This is a genomic window from Syntrophaceae bacterium, from assembly GCA_013177825.1.
Lineage (GTDB): Bacteria > Desulfobacterota > Syntrophia > Syntrophales > PHBD01 > PHBD01.
In genome coordinates this window covers 42,781-57,380 of the sequence record JABLXX010000004.1, presented here as the reverse complement: position 1 = coordinate 57,380, position 14,600 = coordinate 42,781, and the positions used below count along the sequence as shown (strand labels likewise).

Here is a 14,600-nt window from a genome sequence, read left to right as displayed (position 1 = left end):
GGATTGCCTCCTATTGTACGATGCCCATCAGCGTATCGAGTATATCCTGGGCCGTGCTGCACAGCTGTCCGGCTGCAGAGTAGCCCAGCTGATACTGGATCAGCATGATCATTTCCTCGTCCAGAGAGACCCCGGACACGCTCGCCCGCCTGCTTTCAAGCTGCGTCATGACGGCGGCCGACTGATCCGCCTTCTGTTCACTGAGCGAGATGTCGCTCCCCACCGTCGATACGGTTGAGGCCCAGTATTCACTGGCCGTTACCTGTTGCGTACCGCTCGTTACGATGTCCTGGCTCTGGAGGGCGGCAATCGCCTTGGCCACCGCTCCGTCCCCTGCAACGGTCTGGGAGGCGACGATGGTCGTGGGATCGCTGAGGATGCTGCCGTCCACGGTCATGGTCAGGGCCGCCGAGGCGCCGACGGGCGTATCCGCAAAGAAGAGGCGGCCCACGACGGCCGCGCCGGTCTCATCCACGCCGCTTCCGTGCAGCGTGTTCACCTGGCTGATGACAGCGGCGGCCAGCGTGTCCAGGCTGCTCATGTATCCCGGCAGCGTTTCGTCCCTCAGTTCCAGGAGTGCTCCCAGTCTGCCGCCGGTGATCCGGCCGGTCAACGGTGTTGCGTTGCCTTCGAATGTAATGTCCCCCGCCGCGCTGACGGCGAGCGATCGGGACGACGTGGTGCCGACCAGCATCTCCCCGTCGGCGAGGAACACACTGACGGATCCGTTGTCGCTCCGGACGGACTGAATCGGAATGAGTTCCGCCAGGTCCTTGAGCGCGGCGTCCCGCTTGTCGATCAGCGCGTTCACCCCGACCCCGTCCGGGCCCGCGGCTACAATGTCCTGGTTCAGAGTGGCGATGTCGGCCGCCAGGGTGTTGATCGTATCCACCGACTCGGTGATGCTTTCGTTGACGCCCGACAGGATGGACTGAAGAGACTGGTACTTGTCCCGGATGTCCGAGGCCAGGGTGTCCGCCGCCGAGACGACGGCGTTCTGCTCCACCAGTCCCGTCGGGTTCTGTGCCAGGTCGGACCAGGAATCCCAGAAGGCCTCCAGGTCCGTCGTGATCCCCGCATCGGCCGTCTCGTCGAAGAGAACCTCCACCTGACCCAGGATCCCGCTCCGGGTATCCCAGTATCCTCCGGTCGTTGTCTCGTCGATGATCTGGTTCTCGATGTAATGGTCGTAAACCCGGGTGACATCGGCACTGACGCTGGCTCCGTCGCTGGTTGCCGAGATGACCGCCCGCTGGACGGTGTATTTCGCGTTATTGACGTTGGCGATGTTGGAGCCGGTGATCGTGATGGCCCCCTGATAGGTCATCATGGCGTCTCTGGAAATGTTCAGCAGGGAACTGATCGCCATCGCTTAACCCTCCGTGCGGAAGAACCGCCCCTTTATCCCCGCCTGGGGAACCGCCCCGGATTTTGCGTAACAGGGAGCGCTGGCGGCGGCGTTCAGGAGAAATGTGAGCCAGTTCTTGACGTACCGGCGGGAATTTTCGATCAGGCCCCGGTTCCTGATGTTGAGCGCCCGAATCTCGTCTGCCAGTGGACCGAACCTCTGCCGGAGAGTCGTCAGGTCCCTCCGGACCGGACCGGATGCCAGGGAGGCCAGCATCGAAACCGTCACCTGATCCGAAGGAATTCCCGATAGATCGGACAGTTCCATCATAATGGGTGCCCGGAGAGACCGGATCGCCGCCAGTTCCGCGAAAATCCGTTCCTTTTCATCATTGCTCCCAAACAGGGCCTGTGGAGAACCTCCGCGCAGGATCTCTCTCTCCCGGGTCAGGCAGGAGTGCAGGGCTTCGATCTTCGTCAATTCATCCTGCAGATTGGAGATGAGTAGTGGAAGAACTTCGAGAAAACGCTTTTTCGTGCGGGCGTCGTCGAGTGCAGGACCGTTCATGATGCGATTCACCCCTTCTGTTGTTGATCGTTCTCTTCCCGAAAATCTTCCGGATCTTCGAGATTCATCCAAAGCATTGCAAGGGGCGTACCAGGGAAGCCGGAGGGTCGGGTCGGCGGGAAATCCGGTCCAGCGCGACGGTCAGCGGTGGGCGCCTCCCAAGACCCTTCCAATCGGGGCCTCAGGAGGCGGAGGGGGGCTGTTTTCGAGGAAAAATTTTCCTCAGCGAATCAGGTCCGTCAGGGTATCGCCGACAATCTTGGAGGCGATATCTCCCGCCGAGACGTTATAATTACCGCTTTCGATGCGGGCCTTCAGTTCGTTCACCCTGTCTTCACGGACCTCGGGTGCTTCGGTGACCGCCTTCTGCAACTGAAGAACTTCCTTAGCCTTTCCGGAAAGATCGATGCGTTCCTGGGGAACCGGTACCGTCCCCTCGGCCGATTTCTCCGGGTTGGGCCGGGTCGTCTCGCCACGGGCATAGGACGAAATGACCTGTGCGGTCTGTGAATTCGTGTCGTTGATCTTCATGGGATGCCCCTGATCTTCATTTTGTCATTCTTATCGGCAGAAAGGCGCCGGCACTTTAGGGAAAATTTTTCCTCCCTTCAGGGAGCGACCTTTCCCTTGAGCTGCCGGTAAAGGAGATCCTGGATTCCCAGGCCTTTTCCACGCCGGGAAAGCTCTTCCGCCACCTTCTGGTCCATCATCATATCATAGGTTTCCTTTCCCGGATACTTGGTGATGGACGTCAGGGAAGGAGCGGTACGACGCATGGTCTTGAGCATCTGGTACGTCATGACCGCTTCGAAATCGGCGCAGGCCTTGCGAAGTTTCTTGTCGCGCGCCACCGCCGCATCCGTTCCTGCGGCGCCGGTTTTCCCGCCCGCACTTCCGGCGGTCTGAAGGGAAGCCCCCGTTACCTTGTCCATGGTTTCGCTTCCTTCCCGATCAGATGAGTTTCAGCTCCGCCTGGAGCGCCCCGGCGGCCTTGATGGCCTGAAGGATCGTAATCAGGTCCCGGGGCGTGACGCCGATCGCGTTGAGGGCCTGGACCATCTCCTGAATGGTGACGGCCCTGGGCACCAGCATAAGCTGTTTCTTCTCCTCGGTTATGCCGATCGCCGTGTCCTTCGCCACCACGGTCTGCCCGCCCGGCGCGATGATCGTCCCGTCCTTCCGGTTCACGAACGGCTGGGCGCCCGGACCGGCCTGCGGTGCAAACGGGAGGGGCTGCGAGATGACGGGGGTCTCCTTGATCTGGATGCTCAGGTTGCCGTGGGCCACCGCGACCGTGGATATCCGGACGTTTTCGCCCATGACAACGGTGCCGGTCTTTTCGTTCAGCACGACCACCGCCGGCGTATCGACGTTCACCTCGATGTTCTCGATGGCCGTGGCCAGTTCGACAACGCTTCCGGCAAAGGATGCGGGGACCTGGATCACGACGGTCGAGGCGTCCTTGAGCTTCGCATCAATCCCGCTGATGGACTTGCTCAGGGCTGCGGACACGCGACTGACCGTCGTGAAATCCGGCTGATACAGATTGACGGTCAGCATTTTCGAGCGTTCGAAATCAAAGCGGACCTCTTTCTCCACAAAGGCCCCGTTGGAGATGATCCCGACGTTCGTTTGGTTCTTGACGGCTGAGGCGCCTCCGCCCGAGGCGCTGAACCCGCCGATGGCTACCGCTCCCTGGGCCACGGCATACACTTCCCCGTCCGCCCCCTTCAGGGGAGTCATGAGCAGGGTTCCGCCCTGCAGGCTGGTGGCGTCGCCGAGGGAGGAAACCGTAACATCCATCCGGCTTCCCGTTTTGGCGAAACGGGGCAGGTTGGCCGTCACCATGACGGCGGCGACGTTCTTCGCCTTCAGGGTGGACGTCTTGTCGCGCATGGCCAGCCCCTGGCGGCTCAGCAGGTTGGCGATCGTGTCGCGGGTGAAACCGTTTTTCACGTCGTCCCCCGTCCCCATGAGACCGACCACGAGGCCGTAACCGAAGAGCTGGTTTTCCCGCACGCCACCGATCGCCGCAATGTCCTTGAGACGGGCGGCCGATCCGGCGCAGGGCAGAAAAAGAACGGCCAGAAGGACAAAGGCCCCGATCCATCTCCATGTTCCGTTATCCAGCATGGTTTTTCTCCTGTCAGAAGGGCCAGACATAGTCCAGGGCCCTGCTCAGCCAGCCGGGACGCATTTTCTCGTCCACAACGCCCCGTCCCGTATAGACAATCCTCGCATCGGCGATATATTTTGACGATATGGTGTTGTCCGACGTAATGTCCTCGGGCCGGATGATGCCGGTCAGCACCAGATACTGGTCTTCCGCGTTGACCGTCAGCATCCTCCGTCCCTCGATGTAGAGGTTGCCGTTCTCGTAAACCTTGATCACCCGGGCCGTAATTCGGGCCTGGAGGCTCCCGCCGCGGGTCGTGTCGCCCGTTCCCTTCATCGTGTTGGTGCTCGTACCGCCGACGGAGATGGATTCCCCCATGTTTGTATTCTTCTGGAGAATGGAGGACTCGATCCCCAGGAGGGCGCTGACGCCGAATTCCGACTTGCCGTCCCGTGACGTGTTCGTTGTTCCCTTGTTTGCGCCGGTGGCGGTTTCTTCCACGATGATGGTCACGATATCGTTCACGGCAATGGCCTTCTTGTCCGTGAAGAGCATGTTGTGGCTGTTGGCCCCGGGCCAGATCGATCCCGGCGACACATACGACACGGGCGATACGGGCGGCGGCGCCCGGTGAACCGGGGCCGGAGGTGCATCCTCCAGGATCGCGTCCGGTTTGGTCACGAGCGAACAGCCCGTCAGAATCAACCCGCAGAATACGCCGGCAAGCAGGAATCCCTTCGCACGACGTCCCGGCAATAACCACATGGGGAACCTCCTAAAAAACGAGTTGAACCGTGGAATCCCCGATGACCCGGGCATGAAGGATCTTCCGGGAGGTGGTGTTCCTGACCCGGACCATGCCTCCGTCCGGTCCGTCTTCCTCGCTCACGCCGAGGGTCACGATGCGCATCGGTCCGTTTTCATAAACAATCCGGACCGGCGCTCCCCTGCGCACGACAGGCACCTCGCGAAGCATCGACCGGGTGATCTCCGTGTGCGGGGCCACGTTGACCCGCAGCATCTTGCCGACGGCACTCTCGGCATCCGTGACCGCCTGGGTCGGGATGCGCCGGACCCAGCGTTTCATCACCTGGATGTCCTCCGTACCGATTTGCGTATTGCGGCCGAGGGCTCGGGCGCTCATAAGGACTTCCCGCTGGACCTCGATCACAACGGACACCCTCTGCTCCGCCAGCAGGACCCCTTTCTCATAGAGCCGGACGGCATACTGTGCGTAACCGAGGAACGGATTTCCCTGTACGACGACCACTTCCCGGGAAATATTTTCCCCCTCCACCTGCATCTCCTGCGCCGGGCGGGGAAAGATCACGCGGAAGGTCTCTCGGGACTCCGTGTTCTGACTCGTCACGGCCTGGCGGACGGCATCATGGATCTGCCCGGCACCGACCCGGACGGTCCGCGAAGACGCCCGGAGCGGCCCTGCGCTCGCGATGATAAAGACCGTTGCCACGATCAGGACTGCCGAATAGAAGCGTATCGTCCGGTATGTCATGTTCATCCCTACTGCTTGATGTTGTTGGCGACCTGCAGCATGTCGTCCGCCGTCTGGATAGCCTTGGAGTTGATCTCGTAGGCCCGCTGCCCGGCGATCATCTTCACCATCTCGTCGATGACGTTGACGTTCGACATTTCCAGGTACTGCTGGGTGATGGTCCCGCACCCGTCCTCCCCGGGATTGCTGACAATGGCTTCGCCCGAGCTATTGGACGTGGTGAAGAGGTTGCGGCCCATGCTGGCAAGGCCCGCGGGATTGATGAACCGGGCCAGAGTGATTCGTCCCCCTGTCGTCGACGCCCCGCTGCTGTCCGAATAAGACCACGTCCCGCCGCTGTCGATGGTGAAGCTGACGGCGGTCGACGGCACCTGGACGTTTGGAACAAGCCTTAACCCTTCGGGATTGCAGAGGTAACCATCCTTGTCGAGCTTGAAGCTCCCGGCCCGGGTATAGGCCGTGCTACCGTTGTTATCCAGCTGGTAAAAGCCGCTTCCCTCGATGGCCCAATCGAAGGAATTGCCTGTCTGCTGGTAGTCGCCCTGGGTGAAATTCTTGGACACCGCGACAACCTTGACGCCCAGGCCGATCTGAATGCCCGAGGGCAGCTGCACCCCCGCCGAGGTCTCCGAGCCCGACTGCGACGAAATCTGATACATCAGGTCCTGAAAGTCGATGCGGGACTTCTTGAAGCCGACCGTGTTCACGTTGGCGAGGTTGTTGGCAATGACATCCTGCTCCATTTGCTGGGCCTGCATCCCGGTAGCGGCGATCCATAGAGAACGAATCATGAAATCCTCCTTCTGTTCCTCAGACCACTTTCCCGATCTGGGTGGTGGCCTGTCTGTCCTGATCGCTCATTGTTTTGATGATTTTCTGATAGGTTTCGAACGAGCGCTGCAGTTCGATCATGTTCACCATTTCCTTGATGGCATTCACGTTTGACATTTCCAGGGTCTGCCCCTGAATCCGGGGGTCCGACACAACGGTCATCCCGGCGGTTCCCGGATCGACGTACTGGTTGTCGCCCTGTTTCCGGAGATTCTGGGGCTTCTCGAAGGTCACGACCTTCAATTGGCCTACATTGGTGGATATCGTTCCGTCCGGACCGGGCTGTGCCACGGATACCGTCCCGTCCGGACCGATCTGGACGTCGGCACCGTCGACCGTGATGGGCCCGGATGAGCCAAGGACACGCTCTCCCGTGGACGTAACCAGTTCGTTGTTCTTGTTGACATGGAAGCTGCCTCCCCGGATATAGGCCGTCCCCTGCTTGGTCTCGACGGCGAAGAAGCCCTCGCCCTCCAGGGCGACATCGAGCGCCCCGCCGGTTCTCTGGAGCGTTCCAGGCGAGAAATCCGTCTGCGCGTACGGGACATACTCCAAAGCGGGGTCCTCCGTTTCGGAGACCGGTTCCGACTTGAGTGCATAGGCCAGGTGAACCGCCTTGAAACCCGGTGTATTGGCATGGGCGATATTCTGGGTAACCATATCGAGCTGCTGGATGCTGCGGGTTGCCGCCGCGGCGATATCGCGAACATCGAGTGGCATGTCTTCTCTTCCTCACAGATTGATGCATTACATGAAGCAAGGAGCATGCCTGGAAAGGGACAAACAGAGTAAGGAGAGGAGTTATCGGATATCGCGCCTGCGCTCGTCCAGGGAGTATACGAAGGCCAGGATCTCCGCGATGGCCCGATACAGCTCGGCAGGGATTTCCTCATCGATATCCAGGCGGTAGAGGAACTCCGCCAGGGCGGAATCCTCCTTCACCGGGACTCCGTGGAGGCGCGCCTTCTCGATGATCCGGGCCGCCACCTCGCCGCGCCCTTTTGCGGTCACCCGGGGTGCCGCATCCGTTTTTCCGTCGTATTTCAGCGCCGCCGCGAGAGGGATCTTTTCCTTTTTGTCACCGGGGTCCTGTTTCATGGAATCCTTCCGCGGCGGGAGCCCGCCCGTTTCCAAAACCGGCCCGCCGCCGCTCCGGGGCGGTCAGGCATAAACATTGACAGCATCCCTTTGAAAGAGAGGCAGGGAATGCTTTCTCTCCAGGATGGTCCCGGCGATGTCGTGATCGGTCAGGAAGACGATCCCTGCGTCGGGGAACCCCGCTGCCGCCAGGCGTTCCTTCAGATCGTCCACACCGGACTGAAGCAAGTCCCGGGTTTCTTCCGTGCCGCAGCGCAGGGATCCCGTCATCCGCCCGCCGGACATCCGGGCATCCACCAGGATGTCCCCGAGCATTTCCATGTTGAGGCAAAGAACCACCCGGAAGGACTCTTCCGTCGTTCCATCTCCCCCGTCCTGCCCCCCTTCGGGGTAGATGAACAGGTCCTGAACCCGAATCCCGCCGGGAAACGCCGCCGGCATCTGGATCACAACCGGTCCTCCCTCCCGACGCGACAAGATATTGACATCCCGTTGGACATCCAGGGTCTCCAGGGCGGATCGGACGGTGGTCGCCGCATGCTCCAGGTCTTTCCGGCCGGGAGCGCCCGCATCCATGGCCGCCAGTTTCTCCTCGACCACCACGGCCAGGCGGAGCAGGGATTCCCTGAGCGTGCCCGCGGAGGCTTTTGCCGGATCGTCTCCCCCGGAAAACCGGGCGGCGGAATTCCCGCCGTCGCCGGCCGGCGCTTCGGGTCGCGCCGGGGCTTCAGGAATGCCGTCCAGGTCCTGCGTTCCGGAACCGGAAAAGATCAGCGACGCGAGGAGGCCCTGCAAGCCGTTCCGCGCCGCCGCCACCAGGGGAAATTGCTCCGCTGGCAGGGTTTCCGCCATGGAGTCGACGAGGGCGGACAGCTGCCGGAACATGTCTTCCATGAGCCCGGGCCTGCTGCGGAACATGATGAGGGATTCCGGGAGCCCTTCCTGCATGCCCGGCTGGTCGTCCGCCAGGATTCGGAGAACGATCTGCGGGGAATTCTGGACGACCCGAGCGGTGAAGCGCGCGCCCTCGCTCATGGGTTGCCTTGTTTCGGCCAGAACCCGTGTGTTTCCAAGCTCCAGGAGAAGCAGGCCTCTCTCGCGGACTTCGAGGACAATTGCTTCCACGCGCTCGCCCATGGAGAGGGAAGGCGGGTTGACCGCCCGCGTTCGATTCGCCGGCAAGACGGGCTGCGTTGAAGGATCGGTGAGTGAAATGAGTTTCATGGGGATCGATTCGCCCTGCGGCGGCCGGTTTTATCTTTTCCCGGTCAGGTTCAGGATGAGGTTGACTTCCCCGTCCGGGATGCCGGTCTGCCGGGCGATCTCGCGCTCCGAGAACCCGCGGGCGGCCAGGGCCAGAACCTGCGCGGCCCGGGGATCCCCCGGGGCGGGGAGGTCGGCTTCCGGCTCCTGCCGTTCCGGGCCTTCCGGAGACAGGGCCAGGAGCTCCCGGATTCTCTTTTCCCGCTCATCCAGGCTGCGGGCCAGATCCTTGAGAGCGTCCCTGCTTTCCTGGACGGCCGTCAAAAAATGGTCGGTCGCGCTGCGGGAATCCTCGACAAGCTGACGGAGCGTCTGCATCTCCTTTTCGCCGGGAGGAGGAATGCTTTTTTTGCTCAGGGCCCTGCGAACCTGCCAGAGGAGTACCAGAACGAGCAGGGCAAGGGCGACATCCATGCCAAGCTGCAGCAGCAGAAATTCCCGCGTCGTCATTTCAAGCATGTCGGCTCCTCCCATTTCCGTCAGGCGAGCACGTCCACGTGGCTTCCCTGGATCCGCTCGTCTTCCGCGGCGCCCGCGCCGTCTATTACGGTCTCAATGGCCTGCCCTTTCCGTCCGGACTCCGGAGACGCGTCCTCATCATCCTGCCCCCGAGCGGCCTTTCCATTCCGTTCCTCCTGATCCGGGGATACGGGAGGCTTCTTTTTCCCGCGATTCCGGAAAGGCACGGACTGCCGCTGCCGGTCCGAAACCGAGGATTGGACCTGCGGAACCGTCTCGGCGCCAAGAATCGGAAGGATCGATCGTTGAATATCCATCGTTCACCTCCCCCGCAATCACCCGGCAGGAATCGAAATCCCGATTTCCTGACCCTGTTCTGCGGAAACGGCCGCCCCGTAGTGCTTCCAGACAAGCAGGGACAGGCAGAGTGCGCAATGCGGATTTTCACGGATCCGGGGCTGCCGGTTCTCCTCCAGGACTCCGCTCATGTATTTCCGCTCTTCGTCCGTAAGCGGTGTTCCTGTATGGCGGATTCCGAGAAGAACCCGATCGTTCTCTTTCCCGACCGTTACATGGAGTTCCTGATCTCCCTGGGCCCCCATGCGAACCGCCGCGTGACGGAGCATCGCCCAGAGGGCCATGGAGAAATGGGCCTGGACGCCCAGCACGGGCGGGACCCCGTCGGAAAGGTCCAGAACCTTGCGAACCCGGTGCTTGAAGTCCAGGTAATGATCCGCAAAGCGGACCTCCCGGCGCACCAGGCTCACCAGATCAAACCGGTCTGCCTTTTTGTGGGTGAGAATCCCGAACCGGGAGGCGACATCCTGGAAGACGTCGGCAAAACGCTCCGATTCGCTGTTCAGCAACCGGACGTCGGATTGAACCTTCGACCAGTCCTCCGCCAGTGCTCCCGGCAGCCGGACCCCGCTTTTCTCCATGGCCGCCTGCAGGTTCTCCAGGCGCCGTTCGAGGATCTTTGCCCTGCCCATGATCCCGTTGAGCGGATTGGCAAAGTTGTGGAGAAGCCCCGGCACGAAAGCGTACAGCAGAGTCTCCGCAAAGGCCCCTTCCAGGGCATGTTCAAGCTCTTGTATTTCCATGATCATTCCTCGTCACTCTCTCCTCCGGCCCGTCCAGCAACCCGCTTCCGGAGGGAACAAGATCCGCCGGCAGATCCACATGGACAACGGTCCCCCGTGAGGATGCCCCTTCTGCCCAGATTTTTCCCCCGTGAAGTTCACAGGCGAGGCGACAGAAGGCCAGTCCGATCCCGAAGCCGACATCCCGGCCGCTGCCGGAAAGGAAAGGTCCCGCCGCCGTATCGCCGGCCCGGCCGCCCGGAAGAGGGCGAACCAGGGCCGCCTTGACCTCTTCCGGCATCCCGGCTCCATTATCGCTCACGGAAATGCGGATCCGGCCCGAGGCGGCGTTCCATACCCGGATGCCGATCCGTCCGCCCCGCCGGATCTGGGCAATGGCATTCCGTACCAGATTGGAAAGGATCCTCTCCAGCAGGGACTCATCCGCGACCAGCGTTGCCGGAGCATGATCGAGGTCGATTTGCAGATGTGCGTTCCTGTCCCGGCACGGCGCCGTCCACATTTCTTCCAGACGCTGGAAGAAGGGGCCGACGGGGACAACGCAAAGCTCCAGGGAGGGTCCCCGGTCTTCCATGCGCGCGATCCGCAGGAACCCCTGAATCATACGCTGGAGATCCCGGCATCCCTTGAGTGCGCTATCCAGGAGATCTTCCTCCCGTGCGCGCAGCCGGCATTTGGAAAGCAGGTCCAGGTTCGCCAGGATAACCGCCAGAGGATTTTTCATATCATGAACGATCATGCGCTGCCAATCGACGTGATACAATTCCCTTATGGATTCCATAAGCTGCCTTTTCCGCTCGATCCTCCGAGCCCGCCCGCACCGTTTTCACCACACATTGAGATCCGAAAACCACACGGTCTTGACTGCCTCCCGTTTCAGGACCTGATTGATCGCTCCCGTAATTTCCTTCCGGATGTTCTCCCTCTCCCTGGGTGTTCTCAATACTTCCGCGGTTTTTGCGGACAGGATCGCATGGACCTCCCTCCGGACGTCCAGTCCGTTCATCTCGGGGAGGACCTTCCGATCCACCGGATCCAGCGCAATATTGACGACCGCCAGCCGGGGGGTTCCCGAGGCATCCTTTATATCGACATAGAATTCCTCGACCAGGGCCGCCGCCTCGGATGCCCCGGCGGGGATTCGGACGGTGACGGGAACTGCCGTCCCGGGCGTTTTATTCCGGGCCATCGGATTCCAGATCAGCAGGACCGCCGCCGCCAGGATCCCGAGTACCGCCACGCCGATCCCGCCCGCGAGGACCCTCCGGTCCCTGAACCAAGCCCGCTTCTGTTTCTCCGGCACATTGCCGTCTCCCGCGTCACCCGGCGGCGGAGGCGGCAGATCCTCCATCAGGAGACTTTTATCCAGGGGAAGGTCCAGAATATCCAGTTTGGCCTTTTGCTGCGCCATGACGTCTCCTCTCTCAGCCTATCGATAAGCCTTTACGCTCGTCCGCCGGGACGTCCGCGGAATTTTGCTTCCTTCCCGGCAGCGTTTTGCCGGATCCCCGATCGAGGCGGTCCAGGAGGGCCTTCGCTTCCTGAAAATCGGGGTACAGTTCCAGGGCTTTCAGCACGTGCACCCTCGACTCCTCCTCCCGACCGTCTTCCATCAGGACCCGCGCCAGATTGAAGTGGAGATGGTCGTCCTCGGGATCCAGGAGGATCGCCCGCCTGTACAGATCGATGGCGTCCCGGAAACGGCCCAGACGGCGGCAGGCGATGCCCAGGCGGTTGTAAAGATGAAGGTCCTCCGGATTTTCACGCAGGAGGACGCGAAAGACCTCCTCCGCCTCCAGGTTCAGGTTCCCGGCCAGCAGGGCTTCGCCGATCTCCCTGCGGACGGACGGATCCCCCGGCGCCTCCCGGACGGCCTGTTCGAAGGCTTTCCTGGCCTCCTCGACGGCATCGTTCTCCAGGAGGGCCTTGCCGAGATTCATCTGCCTGCCTGCATTCTTCGGGCTGATGGCCGCCGCCTTCCGCATCGCGGCAACCACGCGCTCCCGGTCCCCCCTGCGGGCATACACGTCGGCCAGGCTGTCATAGGCGCGGGTGAACCTCGGCCCATAATGGATCGCTCTCTGAAAGGCCTTCTCCGCGTCCTCCAGCATGCCCCGGCACACGTACAACTCCCCCAGGTGCTGATAGACGCGGGGGTTTTCCGGCTGCAGCGTCATGGCCGCCTTCAGCTCCCCCAGGGCCCGGTTGTATTCCCCTTCTTCGAGGAACACCCGGGCAAGCTGGAGACGGCCCTCCAGCGGGGACGGGTTCGACCGCCGCTCCAGCACGGCGTTGATCTTTTCCTCCAGCGTCTGGGCCGCAAACGGCTTGATGATGTAGGCGTCCACATCCGTCTCCGCGGCCTCCGCCACGATTTCTTCCGCCAGTTCTCCCGTTACCATGATGAAAGGCAGGCCGCGGAGCCGCTCGTCCTTCCGGACACGGCGAAGAAGGTCGATTCCGCTGAGCCCCGGCATGAACAGGTCCACGATCGCCACGTCCACGGGATCGGTCTGGAGCCGCTGCCACGCATCGAGGCCGTCCTTTTCTTCCAGAACGCTGGTGTAACCGAGAGAGCCAAGCATTTTCCGGATGCTTTTCCGGACTTCCCGCTGGTCGTCCACCACCAGGAAGGTCATAATCCGGTCCGGAGTCTCGGTCATGGCCGTTCCCTGCGCACTCATTTCAGCGCACCCCATCCATAAGGCCCCGCAGCCGGAGCACCGCCTGGGTGTGGATCTGGCAGATCCGCGACTCCGTCAGGTTCAGAACCCGCCCGATCTCTTTCAGGTTCAGTTCCTCGTAATAATAGAGGGCCAGGACCATCCGTTCCTTTTCGGGGAGCTGATCGATGGCCTTCTTGATCCCGCGTTTCAGTTCCTCGCTTTCCAGGAGCGAGAGAGGGTCTCCATGGTCGATTTCCTCCTGCAGTCTCCCGCATCCGTATCGCTCGAGAAAATCGGGGGGCAGATCCTCGGTGCTGATCACCTTGATCAGTTTCGCCTCGTCAAGGAGATCGAAATACTCCTCCAGCGGAATTCCCAGGTGATCGGCCATCTCCTCCTCGACGGGAGGCCTGCCGAGCCGCTTCTGGAGAACGGAAAAGGCCTTCTCGATCTTCGTGTCCTTGCTGCGCACGGACCGGGGAACGCGGTCGGCGGCCCGCATCTCGTCCAGTACGGCTCCCCGGATCCGGATCTTTGCGTAGGTCTCGAACCGGACGTTTTTTGTCTCGTCGAACTTCTCCAGCGCGGCCATGAGGCCGATGACACCCGCCTGCACCAGGGCGTCCCGATCCGCCGGCGCCAGCATCAAGCGGGCGGTCATCCGGTTCACGACCTGTTTCACCAGGGGCGCATATTGCAGAATTTTTTCGTCTTTCCCGGTTCTATTCACGGCTGGATCGAATGGTTCTGCTGCTGAAAAAACGAATGCTTCCCCCCTCCGTTCCGCCGGGCGACTCCCCGCACAGCCTCGATGCGATGTCCTGCAGGCAGCGAGTGGCCGGTGACGAAGGGTACAGTTCCGCCAGGGCTTTCTGTTTTTTCACGGCCTCCGGAAGCCTCGGGTCGTGAAGGATGTATCCCAGGTAGTCGAGCGCAACAGTCAGGAAATGGTCCGTTGCATGCCGAAGCCGCTCATAGGCCTCCCGGGCCTCCGCCGGATGGTTGACCATGTTGACGACAAGACGGAACTTTTTCCGGTCGTATCCCTGGTAGAGCACCTTCATCAGGGCGTAGGCGTCGGTGAGGGCCGTCGGCTCGGCAGAGGTGACGACGATGATTTCATGAGCGGAGGAGTTGAAATACGTGACGTTTCCCGAAATGCCCGCCGCCGTGTCGATCAGCAGGAATTCGGGCTTGTTCTTCAGCGAATTGACCGCGTCCAGAAGGGTCAGCTTCTGTCCCCGCGACAGTTCCGTCATCTCCGCAATGCCGGAAGAGGAGGGGAGGACCTGCATCCCGCCGGGTCCCGTCACCAGCGTCTCCGCCAGGCTCTTTTCCCCCTTCAGGACATGGTACAGGTTGTACCTGGGCGTCAGGCCCAGAAGCAGATCGATGTTGGCGAGTCCCATGTCCGCGTCCAGGACGATGGTCTTCCGGTTCCGCTGGGAAAGGATGTAGGCGATATTGGCGGCGATGTTGGTCTTTCCGACGCCCCCCTTGCCGCTCGTGAAAGCGAGAACGCGGACGGGTTTGTCCCGTACGTCCGCATCCGCGCCGTCCCCGTGGGATCCGTTCCTGCCGGGGATCTTCGCTCCGCCTCGTTCCCGTTCCCGTTCCATAGCCTGCCTGAGTGTTGCCG

The 14,600-nt window shown here is 61.6% G+C and carries 19 protein-coding genes; all 19 read right to left on the bottom strand.

Annotated features, from left to right (window positions below; genetic code table 11):
- Positions 1-10: 10 nt before the first annotated feature.
- Complete coding sequence (flgK, locus tag HPY65_09745; protein ID NPU84758.1) at positions 11-1,369, bottom strand: flagellar hook-associated protein FlgK; 1,359 nt, start codon at positions 1,367-1,369, stop codon at positions 11-13.
- A 3-nt stretch (positions 1,370-1,372) separates the two neighbouring features.
- The gene (locus tag HPY65_09740) at positions 1,373-1,915 is read right to left on the bottom strand and encodes a flagellar protein FlgN (GenBank protein ID NPU84757.1); all 543 of its coding nucleotides are present in this window, start codon (positions 1,913-1,915) and stop codon (positions 1,373-1,375) included.
- A 222-nt stretch (positions 1,916-2,137) separates the two neighbouring features.
- A complete protein-coding gene (gene flgM, locus HPY65_09735) occupies positions 2,138-2,446 on the bottom strand; it encodes a flagellar biosynthesis anti-sigma factor FlgM (protein NPU84756.1) in 309 nt (102 codons plus the stop codon).
- 77 nt (positions 2,447-2,523) lie between these two features.
- Positions 2,524-2,847 carry a hypothetical protein gene (locus tag HPY65_09730; protein NPU84755.1) on the bottom strand — a complete coding sequence of 108 codons (324 nt, stop codon included), beginning with the start codon at positions 2,845-2,847 and terminating at the stop codon, positions 2,524-2,526.
- 19 nt (positions 2,848-2,866) lie between these two features.
- Positions 2,867-4,048, bottom strand: coding sequence for a flagellar basal body P-ring protein FlgI (locus HPY65_09725; GenBank protein NPU84754.1), 1,182 nt, complete (start codon positions 4,046-4,048; stop codon positions 2,867-2,869).
- A 13-nt stretch (positions 4,049-4,061) separates the two neighbouring features.
- Entirely contained in the window at positions 4,062-4,796 is a 735-nt protein-coding gene (locus HPY65_09720) for a flagellar basal body L-ring protein FlgH (protein ID NPU84753.1), read from the bottom strand.
- A 10-nt stretch (positions 4,797-4,806) separates the two neighbouring features.
- Positions 4,807-5,544 carry a flagellar basal body P-ring formation protein FlgA gene (gene flgA / locus HPY65_09715; GenBank protein NPU84752.1) on the bottom strand — a complete coding sequence of 246 codons (738 nt, stop codon included), beginning with the start codon at positions 5,542-5,544 and terminating at the stop codon, positions 4,807-4,809.
- A gap of 8 nt (positions 5,545-5,552) precedes the next feature.
- Positions 5,553-6,335 (bottom strand): flagellar basal-body rod protein FlgG, encoded by a 783-nt coding sequence (gene flgG, locus HPY65_09710; protein NPU84751.1) that lies wholly within the window; start codon positions 6,333-6,335, stop codon positions 5,553-5,555.
- 19 nt (positions 6,336-6,354) lie between these two features.
- Positions 6,355-7,095 (bottom strand): flagellar hook basal-body protein, encoded by a 741-nt coding sequence (locus tag HPY65_09705; protein NPU84750.1) that lies wholly within the window; start codon positions 7,093-7,095, stop codon positions 6,355-6,357.
- An 81-nt stretch (positions 7,096-7,176) separates the two neighbouring features.
- Positions 7,177-7,473, bottom strand: coding sequence for a flagellar biosynthesis protein FlhB (locus HPY65_09700; protein ID NPU84749.1), 297 nt, complete (start codon positions 7,471-7,473; stop codon positions 7,177-7,179).
- Between the two features lie 63 nt (positions 7,474-7,536).
- Positions 7,537-8,697, bottom strand: a complete 1,161-nt coding sequence (locus tag HPY65_09695; GenBank protein ID NPU84748.1) for a flagellar hook-length control protein FliK — start codon at positions 8,695-8,697, stop codon at positions 7,537-7,539.
- A gap of 30 nt (positions 8,698-8,727) precedes the next feature.
- Entirely contained in the window at positions 8,728-9,195 is a 468-nt protein-coding gene (locus tag HPY65_09690; protein NPU84747.1) for a hypothetical protein, read from the bottom strand.
- A gap of 20 nt (positions 9,196-9,215) precedes the next feature.
- On the bottom strand, positions 9,216-9,512 hold the full coding sequence (locus tag HPY65_09685) for a hypothetical protein (GenBank protein ID NPU84746.1): 297 nt from the start codon (positions 9,510-9,512) through the stop codon (positions 9,216-9,218).
- An 18-nt stretch (positions 9,513-9,530) separates the two neighbouring features.
- Complete coding sequence (locus tag HPY65_09680; protein ID NPU84745.1) at positions 9,531-10,295, bottom strand: hypothetical protein; 765 nt, start codon at positions 10,293-10,295, stop codon at positions 9,531-9,533.
- Positions 10,276-11,076, bottom strand: a complete 801-nt coding sequence (locus HPY65_09675; GenBank protein NPU84744.1) for a HAMP domain-containing histidine kinase — start codon at positions 11,074-11,076, stop codon at positions 10,276-10,278. The genes HPY65_09680 and HPY65_09675 overlap by 20 nt, the downstream gene beginning before the upstream one ends.
- A 45-nt stretch (positions 11,077-11,121) precedes the next feature.
- Positions 11,122-11,706 (bottom strand): hypothetical protein, encoded by a 585-nt coding sequence (locus tag HPY65_09670; protein ID NPU84743.1) that lies wholly within the window; start codon positions 11,704-11,706, stop codon positions 11,122-11,124.
- Between the two features lie 13 nt (positions 11,707-11,719).
- The gene (locus HPY65_09665; GenBank protein ID NPU84742.1) at positions 11,720-12,979 is read right to left on the bottom strand and encodes a tetratricopeptide repeat protein; all 1,260 of its coding nucleotides are present in this window, start codon (positions 12,977-12,979) and stop codon (positions 11,720-11,722) included.
- A gap of 1 nt (position 12,980) precedes the next feature.
- Complete coding sequence (locus tag HPY65_09660; protein ID NPU84741.1) at positions 12,981-13,691, bottom strand: FliA/WhiG family RNA polymerase sigma factor; 711 nt, start codon at positions 13,689-13,691, stop codon at positions 12,981-12,983.
- On the bottom strand, positions 13,684-14,580 hold the full coding sequence (locus tag HPY65_09655; GenBank protein NPU84740.1) for a MinD/ParA family protein: 897 nt from the start codon (positions 14,578-14,580) through the stop codon (positions 13,684-13,686). Before HPY65_09655 ends, HPY65_09660 begins: the two co-directional genes overlap by 8 nt.
- Positions 14,581-14,600: the final 20 nt, after the last annotated feature.